The sequence below is a fragment of the Burkholderia singularis genome (assembly GCF_001718875.1).
GTDB lineage: Bacteria > Pseudomonadota > Gammaproteobacteria > Burkholderiales > Burkholderiaceae > Burkholderia > Burkholderia singularis.
Map to the genome: position 1 here is coordinate 1,943,388 of NZ_CP013449.1, position 14,385 is coordinate 1,957,772.

The 14,385-nt window shown below is 65.6% G+C and carries 9 protein-coding genes; 3 read left to right on the forward strand and 6 right to left on the reverse strand.

Annotated features, from left to right (window positions below; translation table 11 throughout):
* Nucleotides 1–248 precede the first annotated feature (248 nt).
* From acnD to prpB, 3 genes are all read right to left on the reverse strand, one after another.
* Nucleotides 249–2,846, reverse strand: coding sequence for a Fe/S-dependent 2-methylisocitrate dehydratase AcnD (gene acnD / locus AQ611_RS23930; protein WP_069236301.1), 2,598 nt, complete (start codon nucleotides 2,844–2,846; stop codon nucleotides 249–251).
* A gap of 114 nt (nucleotides 2,847–2,960) precedes the next feature.
* Nucleotides 2,961–4,133 (reverse strand): bifunctional 2-methylcitrate synthase/citrate synthase, encoded by a 1,173-nt coding sequence (prpC, locus tag AQ611_RS23935; RefSeq protein WP_059512666.1) that lies wholly within the window; start codon nucleotides 4,131–4,133, stop codon nucleotides 2,961–2,963.
* Between the two features lie 44 nt (nucleotides 4,134–4,177).
* Complete coding sequence (gene prpB, locus AQ611_RS23940; protein ID WP_059512665.1) at nucleotides 4,178–5,071, reverse strand: methylisocitrate lyase; 894 nt, start codon at nucleotides 5,069–5,071, stop codon at nucleotides 4,178–4,180.
* A 211-nt stretch (nucleotides 5,072–5,282) separates the two neighbouring features.
* Between prpB and prpR the strand changes: the two genes are divergently transcribed.
* A complete protein-coding gene (prpR, locus tag AQ611_RS23945) occupies nucleotides 5,283–7,346 on the forward strand; it encodes a propionate catabolism operon regulatory protein PrpR (RefSeq protein ID WP_069236302.1) in 2,064 nt (687 codons plus the stop codon).
* 178 nt (nucleotides 7,347–7,524) lie between these two features.
* On the opposite strand, the gene AQ611_RS23950 is transcribed toward prpR, so the two are convergent.
* On the reverse strand, nucleotides 7,525–8,349 hold the full coding sequence (locus AQ611_RS23950) for a class I SAM-dependent methyltransferase (RefSeq protein WP_069236303.1): 825 nt from the start codon (nucleotides 8,347–8,349) through the stop codon (nucleotides 7,525–7,527).
* 417 nt (nucleotides 8,350–8,766) lie between these two features.
* Here AQ611_RS23950 and AQ611_RS23955 point away from each other — a divergent pair, with 417 nt between their 5' ends.
* Nucleotides 8,767–10,752 carry an acyl-CoA synthetase gene (locus AQ611_RS23955; protein WP_069236304.1) on the forward strand — a complete coding sequence of 662 codons (1,986 nt, stop codon included), beginning with the start codon at nucleotides 8,767–8,769 and terminating at the stop codon, nucleotides 10,750–10,752.
* Between the two features lie 453 nt (nucleotides 10,753–11,205).
* Nucleotides 11,206–12,504, forward strand: coding sequence for an O-acetylhomoserine aminocarboxypropyltransferase/cysteine synthase family protein (locus AQ611_RS23960; protein WP_069236305.1), 1,299 nt, complete (start codon nucleotides 11,206–11,208; stop codon nucleotides 12,502–12,504).
* A gap of 73 nt (nucleotides 12,505–12,577) precedes the next feature.
* Here the strand turns inward: AQ611_RS23960 and AQ611_RS23965 are convergent, their stop codons facing one another.
* A complete protein-coding gene (locus AQ611_RS23965; RefSeq protein WP_069236306.1) occupies nucleotides 12,578–13,885 on the reverse strand; it encodes an Nramp family divalent metal transporter in 1,308 nt (435 codons plus the stop codon).
* Between the two features lie 205 nt (nucleotides 13,886–14,090).
* The gene (locus AQ611_RS23970; RefSeq protein WP_176704034.1) at nucleotides 14,091–14,369 is read right to left on the reverse strand and encodes an acyl carrier protein; all 279 of its coding nucleotides are present in this window, start codon (nucleotides 14,367–14,369) and stop codon (nucleotides 14,091–14,093) included.
* Nucleotides 14,370–14,385 lie beyond the last annotated feature (16 nt).

Genomic DNA, 14,385 nt, shown 5'->3' on the forward strand with positions numbered 1-14,385 from the left:
CGGGAATGGTGTCGAGCGGCCGGCGGCGCTGCGTCGCCGGCCGCTCTGCTTCGTCATGCCGCCGCATGCCGGGCCGGCACGGCGTGACCCGGCCGTGCCCGGCAAATCCGCTGATACCGCGCCACCGCAGCAGAGGGACGCACGGGCTGCGCAGGCCAAGCGCACCCGGCCGCACCCGACGCCCTATACCGCCGCACCGCCACGCCGTCTGCCGCATCAAACCACGCAGCCCGGCGCGCGCTGCGCGTTCAAGCCGCCTTCGACGATTCGAGGAAATCCTGCGCGAAACGCTGCAGCACGCCGCCCGCTTCGTAGATCGACACTTCCTCGGCGGTATCGAGCCGGCACGTCACGGGCGTCTCGACACGTTCGCCGTTCCGGCGGTGAATCACGAGCGTCAGCGTTGCGCACGGCGTGCGTTCGCCGATCACGTCGAACGTCTCCGTGCCGTCGATGCCGAGCGTCAAGCGGTTCGTGCCGGGCTTGAACTCGAGCGGCAGCACGCCCATGCCGATCAGGTTCGTGCGGTGAATCCGCTCGAACCCCTCGGCGACGATCGCCTCGACGCCCGCCAGCCGCACTCCCTTGGCCGCCCAATCGCGCGACGAGCCTTGCCCATAGTCCGCGCCCGCGATCACGACGAGCGGCTGCTTGCGCGCCATATACGTCTCGATCGCCTCCCACATCCGTGTGATGCGGCCTTCGGGCTCGATCCGCGCAAGCGAGCCCGGCTTCACGTTGCCCGCCTCGTCGCGCACCATTTCGTTCTTCAGCGTCGGATTCGCGAACGTCGCGCGCTGCGCGGTCAGGTGATCGCCGCGATGCGTCGCATACGAATTGAAGTCTTCCTCCGGCACGCCCATCTTCGCAAGATACTCGCCCGCCGCGCTCGTCGGCAGGATCGCGTTCGACGGCGACAGGTGATCGGTCGTGATATTGTCGCCGAGCACGGCGAGCGCGCGCATGCCGCTGAGCGTGCGCTCGCCCGCGAGCGCGCCTTCCCAGTACGGCGGGCGGCGAATGTACGTGCTCTGCGGCCGCCAGTCGTACAGCGGCGCGGCCCGCTCGCCTGCGTGGGCGGCGCGCGCGAACATCGGTTCGTAGACCTGGCGGAATTGCTCGGGCTTCACGCTCGACGCGACGATCGCGTCGATTTCGTCGTCGCTCGGCCAGATGTCCTTCAGCGTCACCGGCTTGCCGTGCTGATCCACGCCGAGCGCGTCCTTCTCGATATCGAAGCGGATCGTGCCCGCGATCGCATACGCGACGACGAGCGGCGGCGACGCGAGAAACGCCTGCTTCGCATACGGATGGATGCGGCCGTCGAAGTTGCGGTTGCCCGACAGCACGGCGGTCGCATACAAATCGCGCTCGACGATTTCCTGCTGAATCTTCGGATCGAGCGCGCCCGACATCCCGTTGCACGTCGTGCATGCGAACGCGACGATGCCAAAACCGAGCTTTTCCAGCTCCGGCAGCAGGTTCGCCTCGTTCAGATACAGCTCCACCGCCTTCGAGCCCGGCGCGAGCGAACTCTTCACCCACGGCTTGCGCGTGAGGCCGCGCGCATTCGCGTTGCGCGCGAGCAGGCCCGCGGCGATCACGTTGCGCGGGTTACTGGTGTTTGTGCAGCTTGTGATGGCAGCGATGATCACCGCGCCGTCCGGCATTTCGTCCGCCTTCTGTTCCCACTTGCCGGCAATGCCCCGCGCGGCGAGATCGGACGTCGGCAACCGCTTGTGCGGATTCGACGGGCCGGCCATGTTGCGCACGACCGACGACAGATCGAACGTCAGCGTGCGCTCGTACTGCGCGTGTTGCAGCGTATCGGCCCACAGGCCCGTTTGCTTCGCATAGGTTTCGACGAGCTTGACCTGCTCGTCGCTGCGCCCCGTCAGGCGCAGATAGTCGATCGTCTGGCTGTCGATGAAGAACATCGCGGCCGTCGCGCCGTATTCGGGCGCCATGTTCGAGATCGTCGCGCGATCGCCGAGCGTGAGGCTCGCCGCGCCTTCACCGCGAAATTCGAGATACGCGCCGACCACCTTCTCGCGGCGCAGGAACTCGGTCAGCGCGAGCACGATGTCGGTCGCGGTGATGCCGGGCTGCCGCCTGCCGGTCAGCTCGACGCCGACGATATCCGGCAGCCGCATCCACGACGCGCGGCCGAGCATCACGTTCTCCGCCTCCAGCCCGCCCACGCCGATCGCGATCACGCCGAGCGCATCGACGTGCGGCGTGTGGCTATCGGTGCCGACGCAGGTGTCCGGATACGCGACGCCGTCGTGCACCTGAATCACGGGCGACATTTTCTCCAGATTGATCTGGTGCATGATGCCGTTGCCGGGCGGAATCACATCGACGTTCTCGAACGCGCGCTTGGTCCAGTCGATGAAATGAAAACGGTCCTCGTTGCGGCGATCCTCGATCGCGCGGTTCTTCGCGAACGCGTCCGGATCGAAGCCGCCGCATTCGACGGCAAGCGAATGATCGACGATCAGTTGCACGGGCACGACCGGATTGACCTTCGCCGGATCGCCGCCGCGTTCGGCGATCGCGTCGCGCAGGCCCGCGAGATCGACGAGCGCGGTCTGGCCGAGAATGTCGTGGCAGACGACGCGCGCCGGATACCACGGGAAATCGCGCTCGCGCTTGCGCTCGACGAGCTGACGCAGCGAATCGTCGAGGATCGCCGGGTCGCATCGCCGCACCAGGTTTTCGGCGAGCACACGCGACGTGTAGGGCAGCGTGTCGTAAGCGCCCGGGCGGATCGCGTCGACGGCGGCGCGCGCGTCGAAGAAATCGAGCGACGCGCCGGGCAGGGGTTTGCGGTAAGCAGTATTCATGGCGTGGGGACACACAGGTAACGATCGGCGCCCGGCGGCAAGGCTACCGCGTGGGGCAAACGCGCCGGCGGGCGCGCGGCGCGGGCATCGCGCCCAGGCGCCGCGCCGGCCCGCTCAGCGTTTCTCGATCGGCACGAATTTCAGGTTTTCCGGGCCGGTGTAGTTCGCGCTCGGGCGGATGATCTTGTTGTCGATCCGCTGCTCGATGATATGCGCGCTCCAGCCGGACGTGCGCGCGATCACGAACAGCGGCGTGAACATCGCGGTCGGCACGCCCATCATCCGGTACGACACGGCGCTGAACCAGTCGAGGTTCGGAAACATCTTCTTCGCGTCCCACATCACCGATTCGAGCCGCTCGGCGATGTTGAACAGCTTCATGTCGCCCGCCTCCTTCGACAGCTTGCGCGCGATCTCCTTGATCACCTTATTGCGCGGATCGGAAATCGTGTAGACCGGATGGCCGAAGCCGATCACCACTTCCTTGTTCTCGACACGGCGGCGGATATCGGCCTCTGCCTCGTCGGGCGTGCGGTAGCGGCTCTGAATCTCGTAGGCGACTTCGTTCGCGCCGCCATGTTTCGGCCCGCGCAGCGCGCCGATCGCGCCGGTGATCGCCGAATAGATGTCCGAGCCCGTGCCGGCGATCACGCGGCCGGTGAACGTCGACGCGTTGAATTCATGCTCCGCGTACAGGATCAGCGACGCGTGCATCGCCGCCACCCATGATTTGGACGGCTCCTTGCCGTGCAGCAGATGCAGAAAGTGGCCGCCGATCGAGTCGTCGTCGGTTTCGGTCTCGATCCGGCGGCCGTTGTGCGAATAGTGATACCAGTACAGCAGTATCGAGCCGAGCGACGCCATCAGCCGGTCCGCGATATCGCGTGCGCCCGGCAGATTGTGATCGTCCTTCTCCGGCAGCACGGTGCCGAGCACCGATACGCCGGTGCGCATCACGTCCATCGGATGCGCGGACGCGGGCACCCATTCGAGCGCGGCCTTCACGTTCGCCGGCAGCCCGCGCAGCGCGCGCAGCTTGGTCTTGTACGCGGCGAGTTCGGTCACGTTCGGCAGCGTCTCATGCACGAGCAGGTGTGCAATTTCCTCGAATTCGCTCGAGCCAGCGATATCGAGAATGTCGTATCCGCGGTAATGCAGGTCGTTGCCGGTCTTGCCGACCGTGCATAGCGCGGTGTTGCCCGCCGCAACGCCCGACAGCGCGACCGATTTCTTCGGCTTGAAACCGCCCGCCGCGCTCGTTGCCGTTGCTTCTTTCGTCTCGCTCATTGTTCGTTCTCCTGGGGTTCGAATCCTTGAATCCGGGGGCCGCTTCAGTTGCGGCCTTCGCTGAAGAGCCGGTCGAGCTTCTCTTCGTATGCGTAATAGCCGAGATAATCGTAGAGTTCCGCGCGCGTTTGCATCGTCGGCACCGCGGCTTTTTGCGTGCCGTCGCGGCGCACCGTTTCGTAGAAGTTCAGCGCGGCCTTGTTCATCGCACGGTAAGCGCCGCAGCAATAAAGCGCGATGTCGACGTTCGCGCTCCTCAGTTCGTCCGTCGTGAAGAACGGCGTCGAGCCGAACTCGGTCAGGTTCGCGAGAATCGGCACCTTGACGGCCGCCTTGAAACGCCGGTAGTCGTCGAGCGTCTTCATCGCCTCGGGGAAGATCATGTCCGCGCCCGCCTCGACATAGGCGACCGCGCGCTCGATCGCCGAATCGAGCCCCTCGGCCGCGGCCGCGTCGGTGCGCGCCATGATGACGAAGCCGTCGTCGGTGCGCGCGTCGACGGCCGCCTTGATCCGGTCGACCATCTCGCCGGCCGGCACGCACTCCTTACCGGGCCGGTGGCCGCAACGCTTCTGCCCGACCTGGTCCTCCAGATGCACGGCCGCGACGCCCGCCTTGATGAACGAGCGGATCGTGCGCGCGATATTGAACGCGCCGCCCCAGCCTGTATCGATATCGACGAGCAACGGCAGGCTGGTCGCGTTGGTGATCCGGTTCGCGTCGATCAGCACGTCGTCCATCGTGCTGATGCCCAGATCGGGAATGCCCAGCGAGTTCGCGGCAACGCCGCCGCCCGACAGATAAACCGCCTTGAAACCGACCGCCTCGGCCATCTTCGCGGCATACGCGGTGATCGCGCCGACCACCTGCAGCGGCTGCTCGGCCGCGACGGCCGCGCGGAACTTCGCGCCCGCGCTGGTAGGTTGTGGGTTGCTCATCGACTCCTCCTGAAATGATGGCCGCTATTCCAGCAAAGACCGCGCCAGCTTGCTTGCTTCGCGCTAACGTGCTGATTCTGCACTCATTCCCGGTTCCGTGCGAGGCACCGATGATTTCAATTTAGAAACTAAAATTCCATATTTGCAATCATCGCGCGATAATGGCACGGTCCTCACTTCGTCCGGCGCGCCCGAGCGCCGCCCCGCCCCGATGAGCCTCCTTGCGACCGACACGGGCGTGCGCCCTCGCATCTGGGCAGTCGGCATCAGCCGGCTGCGCGCGCTGTTTCGTGACATCGCCGACGAGTACGACGAACGCGCCGACCTGCGCATCGTCGCGCGCGGCTACGAGGAAGCGATCACCGCGCTCGCGACCGCGGGCGCCGAGCGGCCCGACGCGATCGTCGCCGCAGGCTCGAACGGCACGTATCTGAAAACGCGCGTGCGCGTGCCCGTCGTGCTCGTCAATCCGACCGGCTTCGACGTGATGCACGCGCTCGCCCGCGCACGGCGCGACGCGGCGCGCATCGCGTTCGTCAGCCACGGCGACGCGCCGGCCGAGGTGCGCAGCCTCGCCGCCGCATATGGGCTCGACGTCGCGTTCGCGTCGTACCAGACCGCGCAGGAGGCGCGCCTGCGCGTGCTCGAGCTGCGCGAACGCGGCATCGAGACGGTGGTGGGACCGGGGCTCGTCACCGATCTCGCCGCGAACGTCGGAATGGGCGCGGTGTTTCTGTACTCGCACGCGTCGGTGCGCGCGGCCGTGGACACCGCGCTCGAAGTCGCGCACGCCACGCACGGCGAAGCGCTGCGCCGCCAGCGGCTCGACAATCTGCTCCAGCATCTGCGCGACGGGGTCGTCGCGCTCGACGGCGACGGGCGCGTGGAGGCGATCAACGAGCGGCTCGCGCGCGCGCTCGGCGTCGAGCCGTCGGCTGCCGTCGGCCGCGCGCTGTCCGAACTCACGCCCGAGCTGCGCACGCTGCGCGCGGCCGACGGCGACACGCTCGCGACCGTGCGCGGCGTGCGCTATGTGGTCCATCGCGGGCCGCTCGCGACCGGCATCGGCGGCCGCGCGCCGGGCAGCGTGCTGACGTTCCAGGAATCGCGCGCGGTGGAGCGGCTCGACCGTACCCTGCGCACGCAACAGCACGGCCGGCAGTTCACCGCGCGCTACCGGCTCGACGACATCGTCGGCGCGTCGCGCGAAATCGCGCGCGCGCGCGACCTCGCACGGCGCTACGCCAAATCGGACGCAACCGTGCTGATCCTCGGCGAAAGCGGCACCGGCAAGGAGATGATCGCGCAGAGCCTGCATGCGTTATCCGCACGCCGCAAATATCCGTTCGTCGCGGTAAATTGCGGCGCGTTTCCGGAGGCGCTGCTCGAAAGCGAGTTGTTCGGCTACGACGAAGGCGCGTTCACGGGCGCGCGGCGCGGCGGCAAGGCGGGGCTCTTCGAGGCCGCGCATCGCGGCACGCTGTTTCTCGACGAGATCGGCGAGATGCCGCCGTCGCTGCAAAGCCGGCTGCTGCGCGTGCTGCAGGAGCGCGAAGTGGTGCGCGTCGGCTCGACCGAACCGGTGCTGATCGACATCCGCGTCGTCGCGGCAACGCATCGGCCGCTTCTTGCGGCAGTCGAGGCGGGCACGTTCCGCGCCGATCTGTACTACCGGCTGAACATCCTGAATATCGGGCTGCCGCCGCTGCGCGAGCGCGCGAGCGACATTCCCGCGCTCGCCGCGACGCTGCTCGCCCAGGCCGCGCAGCGCGAACCGCGCATCGGCGGGCGGCTGCGCGATGCCGAAGATGCGGCGCGCGCGCTCGCGCCGGCGAACGACGCGTTAATGCGTTACCGGTGGCCGGGCAACGTGCGCGAGCTGCAAAACGTGATCGAGCGGATTGCGGTGGAATTGGCCGATGCGGGCGGCGCCGACGCAGACTGGCGCGTCAGCGTCGACACGCTGCGCGCGATCGCGCCGGAAGTGCTGCCGGGCGCACGAAACACGCCGGACGATTGCGCTGCGTCGAAAGCCAACCCCGACGCCGCGATCCGCCCCGCCGATACGCACGACGATCTCGGTGAAACCGGCGGCGGCCGTGCGGCACTGCCTTTGACGCTCACGCAACGCCGCCGCCGCGCGGAAGCCGACGAAATCCGCGCGGTACTCGACGCGTGCGGCGGCGACCGCGACCGCGCTTGCGCCATGCTTGGCATCAGCAAGACGACGCTGTGGCGCAAGCTTTCGGCACAATCCGCTCGCAAAGACCGGTAGGCTCGGCAGCACACCGCATGCCAACGCAGCGGCCAACGCGATTCACGGGTGCATCACCGCACAGCACGGCGCACGCGCAAAAGTACCCGTGCTCGAACCGCAAACCGCGACGCGCCCACGCATTCACCGAACGTCCGCGCCACGCCGCGCCCGCCACGCACCATGCACGTGCGCGCCGCTACGCGCCGCGTTTGCTCGCGATGAAATGGAACCATGCTTCGCCGCTCATATCCTGATCGTCCCGCAACTGCCTGCCCGTTGAACTACCGAATGCAGCTTGCAGATGAAAGCCCGCTGCGTCCAATTGCCGCCGCTGAGTAGCGAAATCGGTGTAGGTGACGAGGATTCCGAACTTATGCGCCGCGCATACGCGCCGCGCATATCCATCGAATTCCTGATTGAAACGCGAATTGCGCCAGTAATTCAACGTGCCGATCGGCACCGTATAGACGATTCTGGCTGCGTCGATCGCCGCAGCCAGTGGATTGGCCGAACGCTGCGGCCATCGAATCAATTGCGCGGGCCCCTCGCGGTAGCTCGGCCCGGCGAGATTGTGCGTCGAGAACCACATAAGGCCGCCCGGTTTCAGCACGCGCGAAAATTCGTTTAACACCGATACACGGCCGTCGTGATCGACCGCGTCGATGCCGTTGTAGCTGAATACGACGAGCGAAAAGCTGCCGTCCGCAAATGCCGACAGATCACGCGCATCCATCAAATAGACACGCGTATCCGGGTGATTGCGCCGGCAAACGTCGACCAGCTCGCTGGTGTAATCCACGGCGATATAGTCGTCACCGAGCGTCTTCAACAGCGGCACGGTGCGCCCGCCGCCCACGCCGACATCGAGAATCGGTCCGCCGTCCACCCGCGCGGCCAACCATTCGAACGCCGCCTCCTCGCCGGGATCGGACCAACCGGACGCGCTCCCATACGCGCGCAGCGAACTGGAACTGCGCCATGCCGCCTGATTGATGCGATCCTGCTCCAAGCCCTTATTCATCCCGCCCTCTCTCTGCCGGTTCGTTCAGTGACGTTCCGTGCTGCATGGAGTCCGCTTTGAGTATGCGACGTCACCATGCGTATCTGTGTGTTGAGGATTACATATTGGATTGCTCCGCGGAACAATGCAGCCCCGCTCCACGCACGGGGCCGACGAGATTTGCCGCAGCATCCAGGTCCGCTCGCGCCGCCTGCCGTCCGACAGCGGTTGGTTCGGCCGTCTACTGCGAACCTTTCGATCAAGCTTCGACGGCCAATCTCGTGTATGGTCCTGCTACGGCACTCGCCAACCCGCCCACACGCGCACCTTCGGGCGCACGAAGCAACCGGCAGGCGAAGTCGTGGAGTCGCGGATCGTCAGGAGCGGCCGGCCGCTCGATCCCGGCACTGAGCGCAACTCTGTCGTCGACGAGGCCACATGAAAGGGATCGCCACCGAAGCAGACGTCGCTGCAATCGAATCGCAAGCGTGGCCGTCGGATCTGCCGGCGAGCACCTATGAAATGATTTGCCGCGGCGCGGCAATCGATCCGTCCGCACCCGCGCTGTCGTTCTTCCTGCGCGCACAAAACCACCGCAACGTCGAGCGCTGGACATATCGAGAACTGGTGCGCGACATCACACGCACCGCGAACCTGTTCACCCGGCTCGGTATCGGCCGCGATCACGTCGTCGCATATGTCTTGCCGAATCTGCCCGAAACGCATTTCGTGATCTGGGGCGGCGAGGCGGCCGGCATCGTCTGCGCGATCAACCCGCTGCTCGAACGCGATGCGATCGCCGCGTTGCTGAACGCGTCGGGTGCAAGCGTGCTCGTCACGCTCGCGCCCTTCCCCGGCGTCGATCTATGGCAGAAAATCCAACCGGCGCTCGACCGTGTTGCGTCGCTGCGCCACCTGGTGCTGGTCAATCTCGCCGACCACGTCCACGGGTTGCGTGGCATCGCCGCGCACATGCTGCAACGGCGCGAGTGCGCGCGCCTGCACGGCCCCGGCGGCGCGCGGCGGGCGATTCGCCGCGCCGTGCCCGCGCACGTCGACGTTCACGATTTCCGGCAAGCGATCCAACGCGAATCCGGCGCTGCACTCGTTAGCGGCCGCACATTCGATTCGGATGACTTATCGTCATATTTCTGCACGGGCGGCACCACCGGTCTGCCCAAGATCGCGATGCGCCGGCATCGCAACGAAGTCAGCAACACCTGGAGCGCAAGCCAGTTTCTCGGCACCGACATCGGCCCAGGCAAAACCGTTTTTTGCGGCCTGCCGCTGTTTCATGTCAATGCCGTATTCGTCACCGGTCTGCTGCCGTTCTCACGCGGCGCCCATGTCGTACTCGGCACGCCGCAAGGCTACCGCGGCGACGGCGTCGTCGGGCGTTTCTGGGATATCGTCGAGCATCATCGGATCAACTTTTTCAGCGGCGTGCCGACGCTCTATGCCGCGCTGCTCGACGTGCCGGTCGACGGTCGCGACCTGCGCTCACTCGAATACGCGCTATGCGGCGCCGCGCCAATGCCCGTCGAAGTCTTTCGAAAATTTCAGGAACGCACGGGTGTACGCATTCTGGAGGGTTACGGACTGACCGAAGGCGCTTGCGTCAGCAGCGTGAATCCACCGTTGGGCGAACGCAAGATCGGCTCGATCGGGCTGCGGATTCCCGGTCAAGCGATGAAAGCCGTGATCGTCGACGATACCGGGCAATACGTGCGGGATTGCGCAACCGACGAAATCGGCGTGCTCGCGATTTCGGGGCCGAACGTGTTTGCCGGCTATACGAATCCCGAACAGAACCGCGGGCTCTGGCTCGATCTTGGTGACGGCACGCGCTGGCTCAACACCGGCGATCTGGGCCGGCGCGATGCCGACGGCTATTTCTGGCTGGCCGGGCGCAAAAAGGAACTGATCATTCGCGGCGGACATAACATCGACCCAGCGGTAATCGAGGACGTGCTGCACCGCCATCGCGCCGTGCAAATCGCCGCCGCCATCGGACGCCCGGACGCCCACGCGGGCGAGCTGCCCGTCGCCTACGTGCAGCTCAAGCCTGGCGCCGTCGTGACCGAGGACGAGCTGATGCGCTTCGCGGGTGCCACGATCGGCGAGCGCGCCGCGCAGCCGAAACGGATTCACATCGTCGAAGCGCTGCCGATCACGGCTGTCGGCAAAATTTTCAAGCCCGAACTCAAGCGCCGGGAAACGATCGACGCGTTGCACGCGGCGCTGGCCGACGCAGGCATCGAGGGCGCTTGCGTCGACGCGCACAGCGATCCGGTCAGAGGCGGCATCGTACTGGAAGTGTCGCTTGCCGACGCCGCGTTGGAAGAGAATGCAAATGCGGTGCTCGGGCGGTTTGCGTTTGCTTACTCGATCAGGGTGCGCAACGAAGTGGTCAAAACTCGCTGACGGCTTCCCCCGCCAATGGAACGAATCGCCAATCAACCGGATGCGTATACCGGCGCCCGCCATGCTGCCTCTGACGCAAGCTTCGCCGGAGCATGCACGCGTGCTCAACTTGACAGGCACATGCGGCCACGCCGAGTTATTTTGCGGCGATTTGCCGCAACGATCGTGCGATTGCAAAAATGCGGCATTCGCTACGCGAACGGGAACGCCCGTCCCTTTGATCCTTGGCGCCTTTGACGAGCCGGCGCCAATTGCTCTACATCGCGCCGCCGGCAATGTGCCGAATCGATTTTCACGATGCATGCGATGCCGGCTCGCCGCAAAACCCAAACGCCGGCAGCCGCGCATAAGCTTGTCACCAAACGAGCTAAAGGCGTGGTGACACGGCCCATATAATCGAGCGACACTTTCACGCGCACTTCATTTCATCCGATTGATCGACCGGAGCCCTTTATGGCCGAACCCGCATCCGCCGCCGATTGGCGTCTCGAAACCATTGCCGTTCACGGCGGCTATCGCCCCGATCCCACGACTCGCGCGGCTGCGGTGCCGATCTATCAGACCGTCGCGTTTGCGTTCGACGACACTCAGCACGGCGCCGATCTGTTCGACCTGAAAGTCGAAGGCAACATCTATTCGCGGATCATGAATCCGACGAACGGCGTGCTCGAAGCGCGCGTCGCGGCACTCGAAGGCGGCATTGGCGCGCTCGCGCTCGCATCCGGGCAGGCGGCCGTCACCTATTCGATTCTCACGATCGCGGAAGCAGGCGACAACATCGTTTCGGCAAGCACGCTGTACGGCGGCACCTATAACCTGTTCGCGCACACATTGCCGCAATACGGCATCACGGCCCGGTTCACCGATCCGCGCAATCCCGCTTCGTTCGAAGCGCTAATCGATTCGCGCACGAAGGCGATCTTCGCCGAATCCGTCGGCAACCCGCTCGGCAACATCACCGACATCGCCGCGCTCGCCGAACTCGCGCATCGTCACGGCGTGCCGCTGATCGTCGACAACACCGTGCCGACGCCCTATTTGCAGCGGCCGTTCGAGCATGGTGCGGACATCGTCGTCCATTCGCTGACCAAGTACCTCGGCGGTCACGGCACGAGCCTGGGCGGTGCGATCGTCGATTCGGGCCGCTTCCCGTGGGCCAAGCACGCCGAGCGCTTCAAGCGGTTGAACGAACCGGACGTCAGCTATCACGGCGTGGTCTATACCGACGCTTTCGGTGAAGCTGCTTACATCGGCCGCGCGCGTGTCGTGCCGCTGCGCAATACCGGCGCGGCGATCTCCCCGTTCAATGCGTTTCAGATCCTGCAAGGCATCGAAACGCTTGCGCTACGCATCGATCGCATCAGCGACAATGCGCTGAAAATCGCGCAGCACCTCGCGGCGCACAGCAAGGTCGAATGGGTCGATTATTCCGGACTGCCGAATCATCGCGACCATCCGCTCGTCGAGCGCTATCTGTCGGGCCGCGGGCCGGGCATCCTGACGTTCGGCGTGAAAGGCGGCCGCGCGGCCGGCGCGGCGTTCCAGGACGCGCTGAAGCTGTTCACGCGGCTCGTTAATATCGGTGACGCGAAATCGCTCGCCACGCATCCCGCATCGACGACCCATCGCCAACTCTCGCCCGACGAGCTGGCCAAAGCGGGCGTGAAGGAAGAAACCGTTCGGCTGTCGATCGGCATCGAGCATATCGACGATCTGCTCGCCGACCTCGATCAAGCGCTTGCTCAGGTCTGAGCGCTCGGCTCACCTGGTTGGCCGGACGCGCCGCCACAATCGCCACACATGAGACGAACCGACTGCGCCGCGCTTACGAATAAAAAATGAGCAGTAGGTTCGTCCCGCCGATCACCGCGAATAACGCCCATGCGGCGCTCCGCGCGAACCCGCCGATCGCGTGGCCGTTCATCACGCGCGGGTCGCTGACCGAGCGGATCAGCGGCCACATCGCGAACGGCAATTGCAGGCTCAGCAACACCTGGCTCCACACCAGCAATTGTCCGACCGCGCCGTCACCGAGCCACAACACGCCGACGAGCGCGGGCACGAGTGCCAGCCCGCGCGTAATCAAGCGACGTTGATAACACGGAATCTTCACGTGCAGAAAGCCGTCCATGATGACCTGACCGGCGATCGTGCCGGTCAATGTCGAACTCTGGCCGGAGGCCAGCAGCGCGATGCCGAACAGCACAGCGGCCCCGCCGCCGACAAGCGGCGTGATCAGCTTGTACGCCTGCTCGATATCGGCAACCTGGGTCTGGCCCGCCGTATGAAATGCGGCGCCCGCGAGAATCAGAATCGCCGCGTTGACGAGCATCGCGACGAACAGCGACACGCAGGTATCGATGCGCACTATCGCGAGCGTGTCGCGCACGCCGTCGCCCGCACCGCCGACGACGCGCCGCGTCTGCACGACCGACGAATGCAGATATAGATTGTGCGGCATGATCGTCGCGCCGACGATGCCAAGCGCGAGCAGGACCGCGTCCTTGCGGGCGTGGCCCGGATCGCCCGGCGCGAGCCCGTGCAGCACCGCCCGCCAATCCGGCGGCACCATCGCCACTTGCGCGACGAAACAAAATGCCATCGTGCCGATCAAGCCGAGGACGATCGCCTCGATCTGTCGAAAGCCCTTGCCTTGCAAGCCGAGCACGATCATCGTATCGAGCGCGGTCAGCACGATGCCCCATGCGAGCGGCACGCCCAACAGCAGCTTGAACGCGAGCGCGCAGCCGAGCACTTCGGCGATGTCGCACGCGATGATCGACACTTCGGCTGCGATCCATTGAACGACACGCCCGAGCGGGCCGTAGCGCTCATAGCTCGCTTGCGCGAGATCGCGTCCGGCGGCAAGCCCCAGCCGCGCGGCGAGCATTTGCAGGAAGATTGCGGCGAGGCTCGAAAACACCACAACCCACAGCAACGCATAGCCGAATTGCGAGCCGGCCTGGATATCGGTCGCCCAGTTGCCGGGGTCCATATAACCGATCGCGACCAACAGGCCGGGGCCGGCGAAGCGGCGCAGCTTCGCGATGCGCGAAACCCGCGCATCGACGACGATGCTGCCTTTGACTTCAGCCGGGCAGAATGGAGCGGTGGGAATAGTCGGAAGCGGCATGAAAACGCGTGCGGACAATGAAGTGCCAGTCATTTTACGCATGCGCCGGCGCCGTGCCTAACATGCTCGGATAGCCGCCCTCAAAGCCGCTCGACGCACGGCCCGCCCCCACTGGCCACATCCTCATCCAGCGCGGCTGCGCCGCTCGCGGCGGAACCGGAGAGTACGTCGCCGAGTCGCGGCGGGTAGCGCCGCTCGTCCCTGTTCACGTGCGCGGCGCACTCGCGGATACGCTCGCCAAGTGCCCCGCAACCGCATCGATGGTTCGATGCAAATACAAATCACCGATCGACAATCCGATATTTCGCGCACGCATAGCCACCACGACACGCAGCGCCGTCAGCGACTGCATGCCGTATGTCGCAAACAAATCCTCGCCGCTCGACACTTCCGCACGCTTCAATACATCCGGCACGATCTGCAACAACATCTGCGCGATCAGTTCCGCCGATTGAACAGGACTGCTTGTTTCCGGAGTCGTCATCGTCTTGCTCCACGTC

Coding starts and splice junctions, on each gene's coding strand:
- acnD (WP_069236301.1), bottom strand. CDS start 2,846: ATGAATACTGCTTACCGCAAACCCCTGCCCGGCGCGTCGCTCGATTTC.
- prpC (WP_059512666.1), bottom strand. CDS start 4,133: ATGAGCGAGACGAAAGAAGCAACGGCAACGAGCGCGGCGGGCGGTTTC.
- prpB (WP_059512665.1), bottom strand. CDS start 5,071: ATGAGCAACCCACAACCTACCAGCGCGGGCGCGAAGTTCCGCGCGGCC.
- prpR (WP_069236302.1), top strand. CDS start 5,283: ATGAGCCTCCTTGCGACCGACACGGGCGTGCGCCCTCGCATCTGGGCA.
- AQ611_RS23950 (WP_069236303.1), bottom strand. CDS start 8,349: ATGAATAAGGGCTTGGAGCAGGATCGCATCAATCAGGCGGCATGGCGC.
- AQ611_RS23955 (WP_069236304.1), top strand. CDS start 8,767: ATGAAAGGGATCGCCACCGAAGCAGACGTCGCTGCAATCGAATCGCAA.
- AQ611_RS23960 (WP_069236305.1), top strand. CDS start 11,206: ATGGCCGAACCCGCATCCGCCGCCGATTGGCGTCTCGAAACCATTGCC.
- AQ611_RS23965 (WP_069236306.1), bottom strand. CDS start 13,885: ATGCCGCTTCCGACTATTCCCACCGCTCCATTCTGCCCGGCTGAAGTC.
- AQ611_RS23970 (WP_176704034.1), bottom strand. CDS start 14,369: ATGACGACTCCGGAAACAAGCAGTCCTGTTCAATCGGCGGAACTGATC.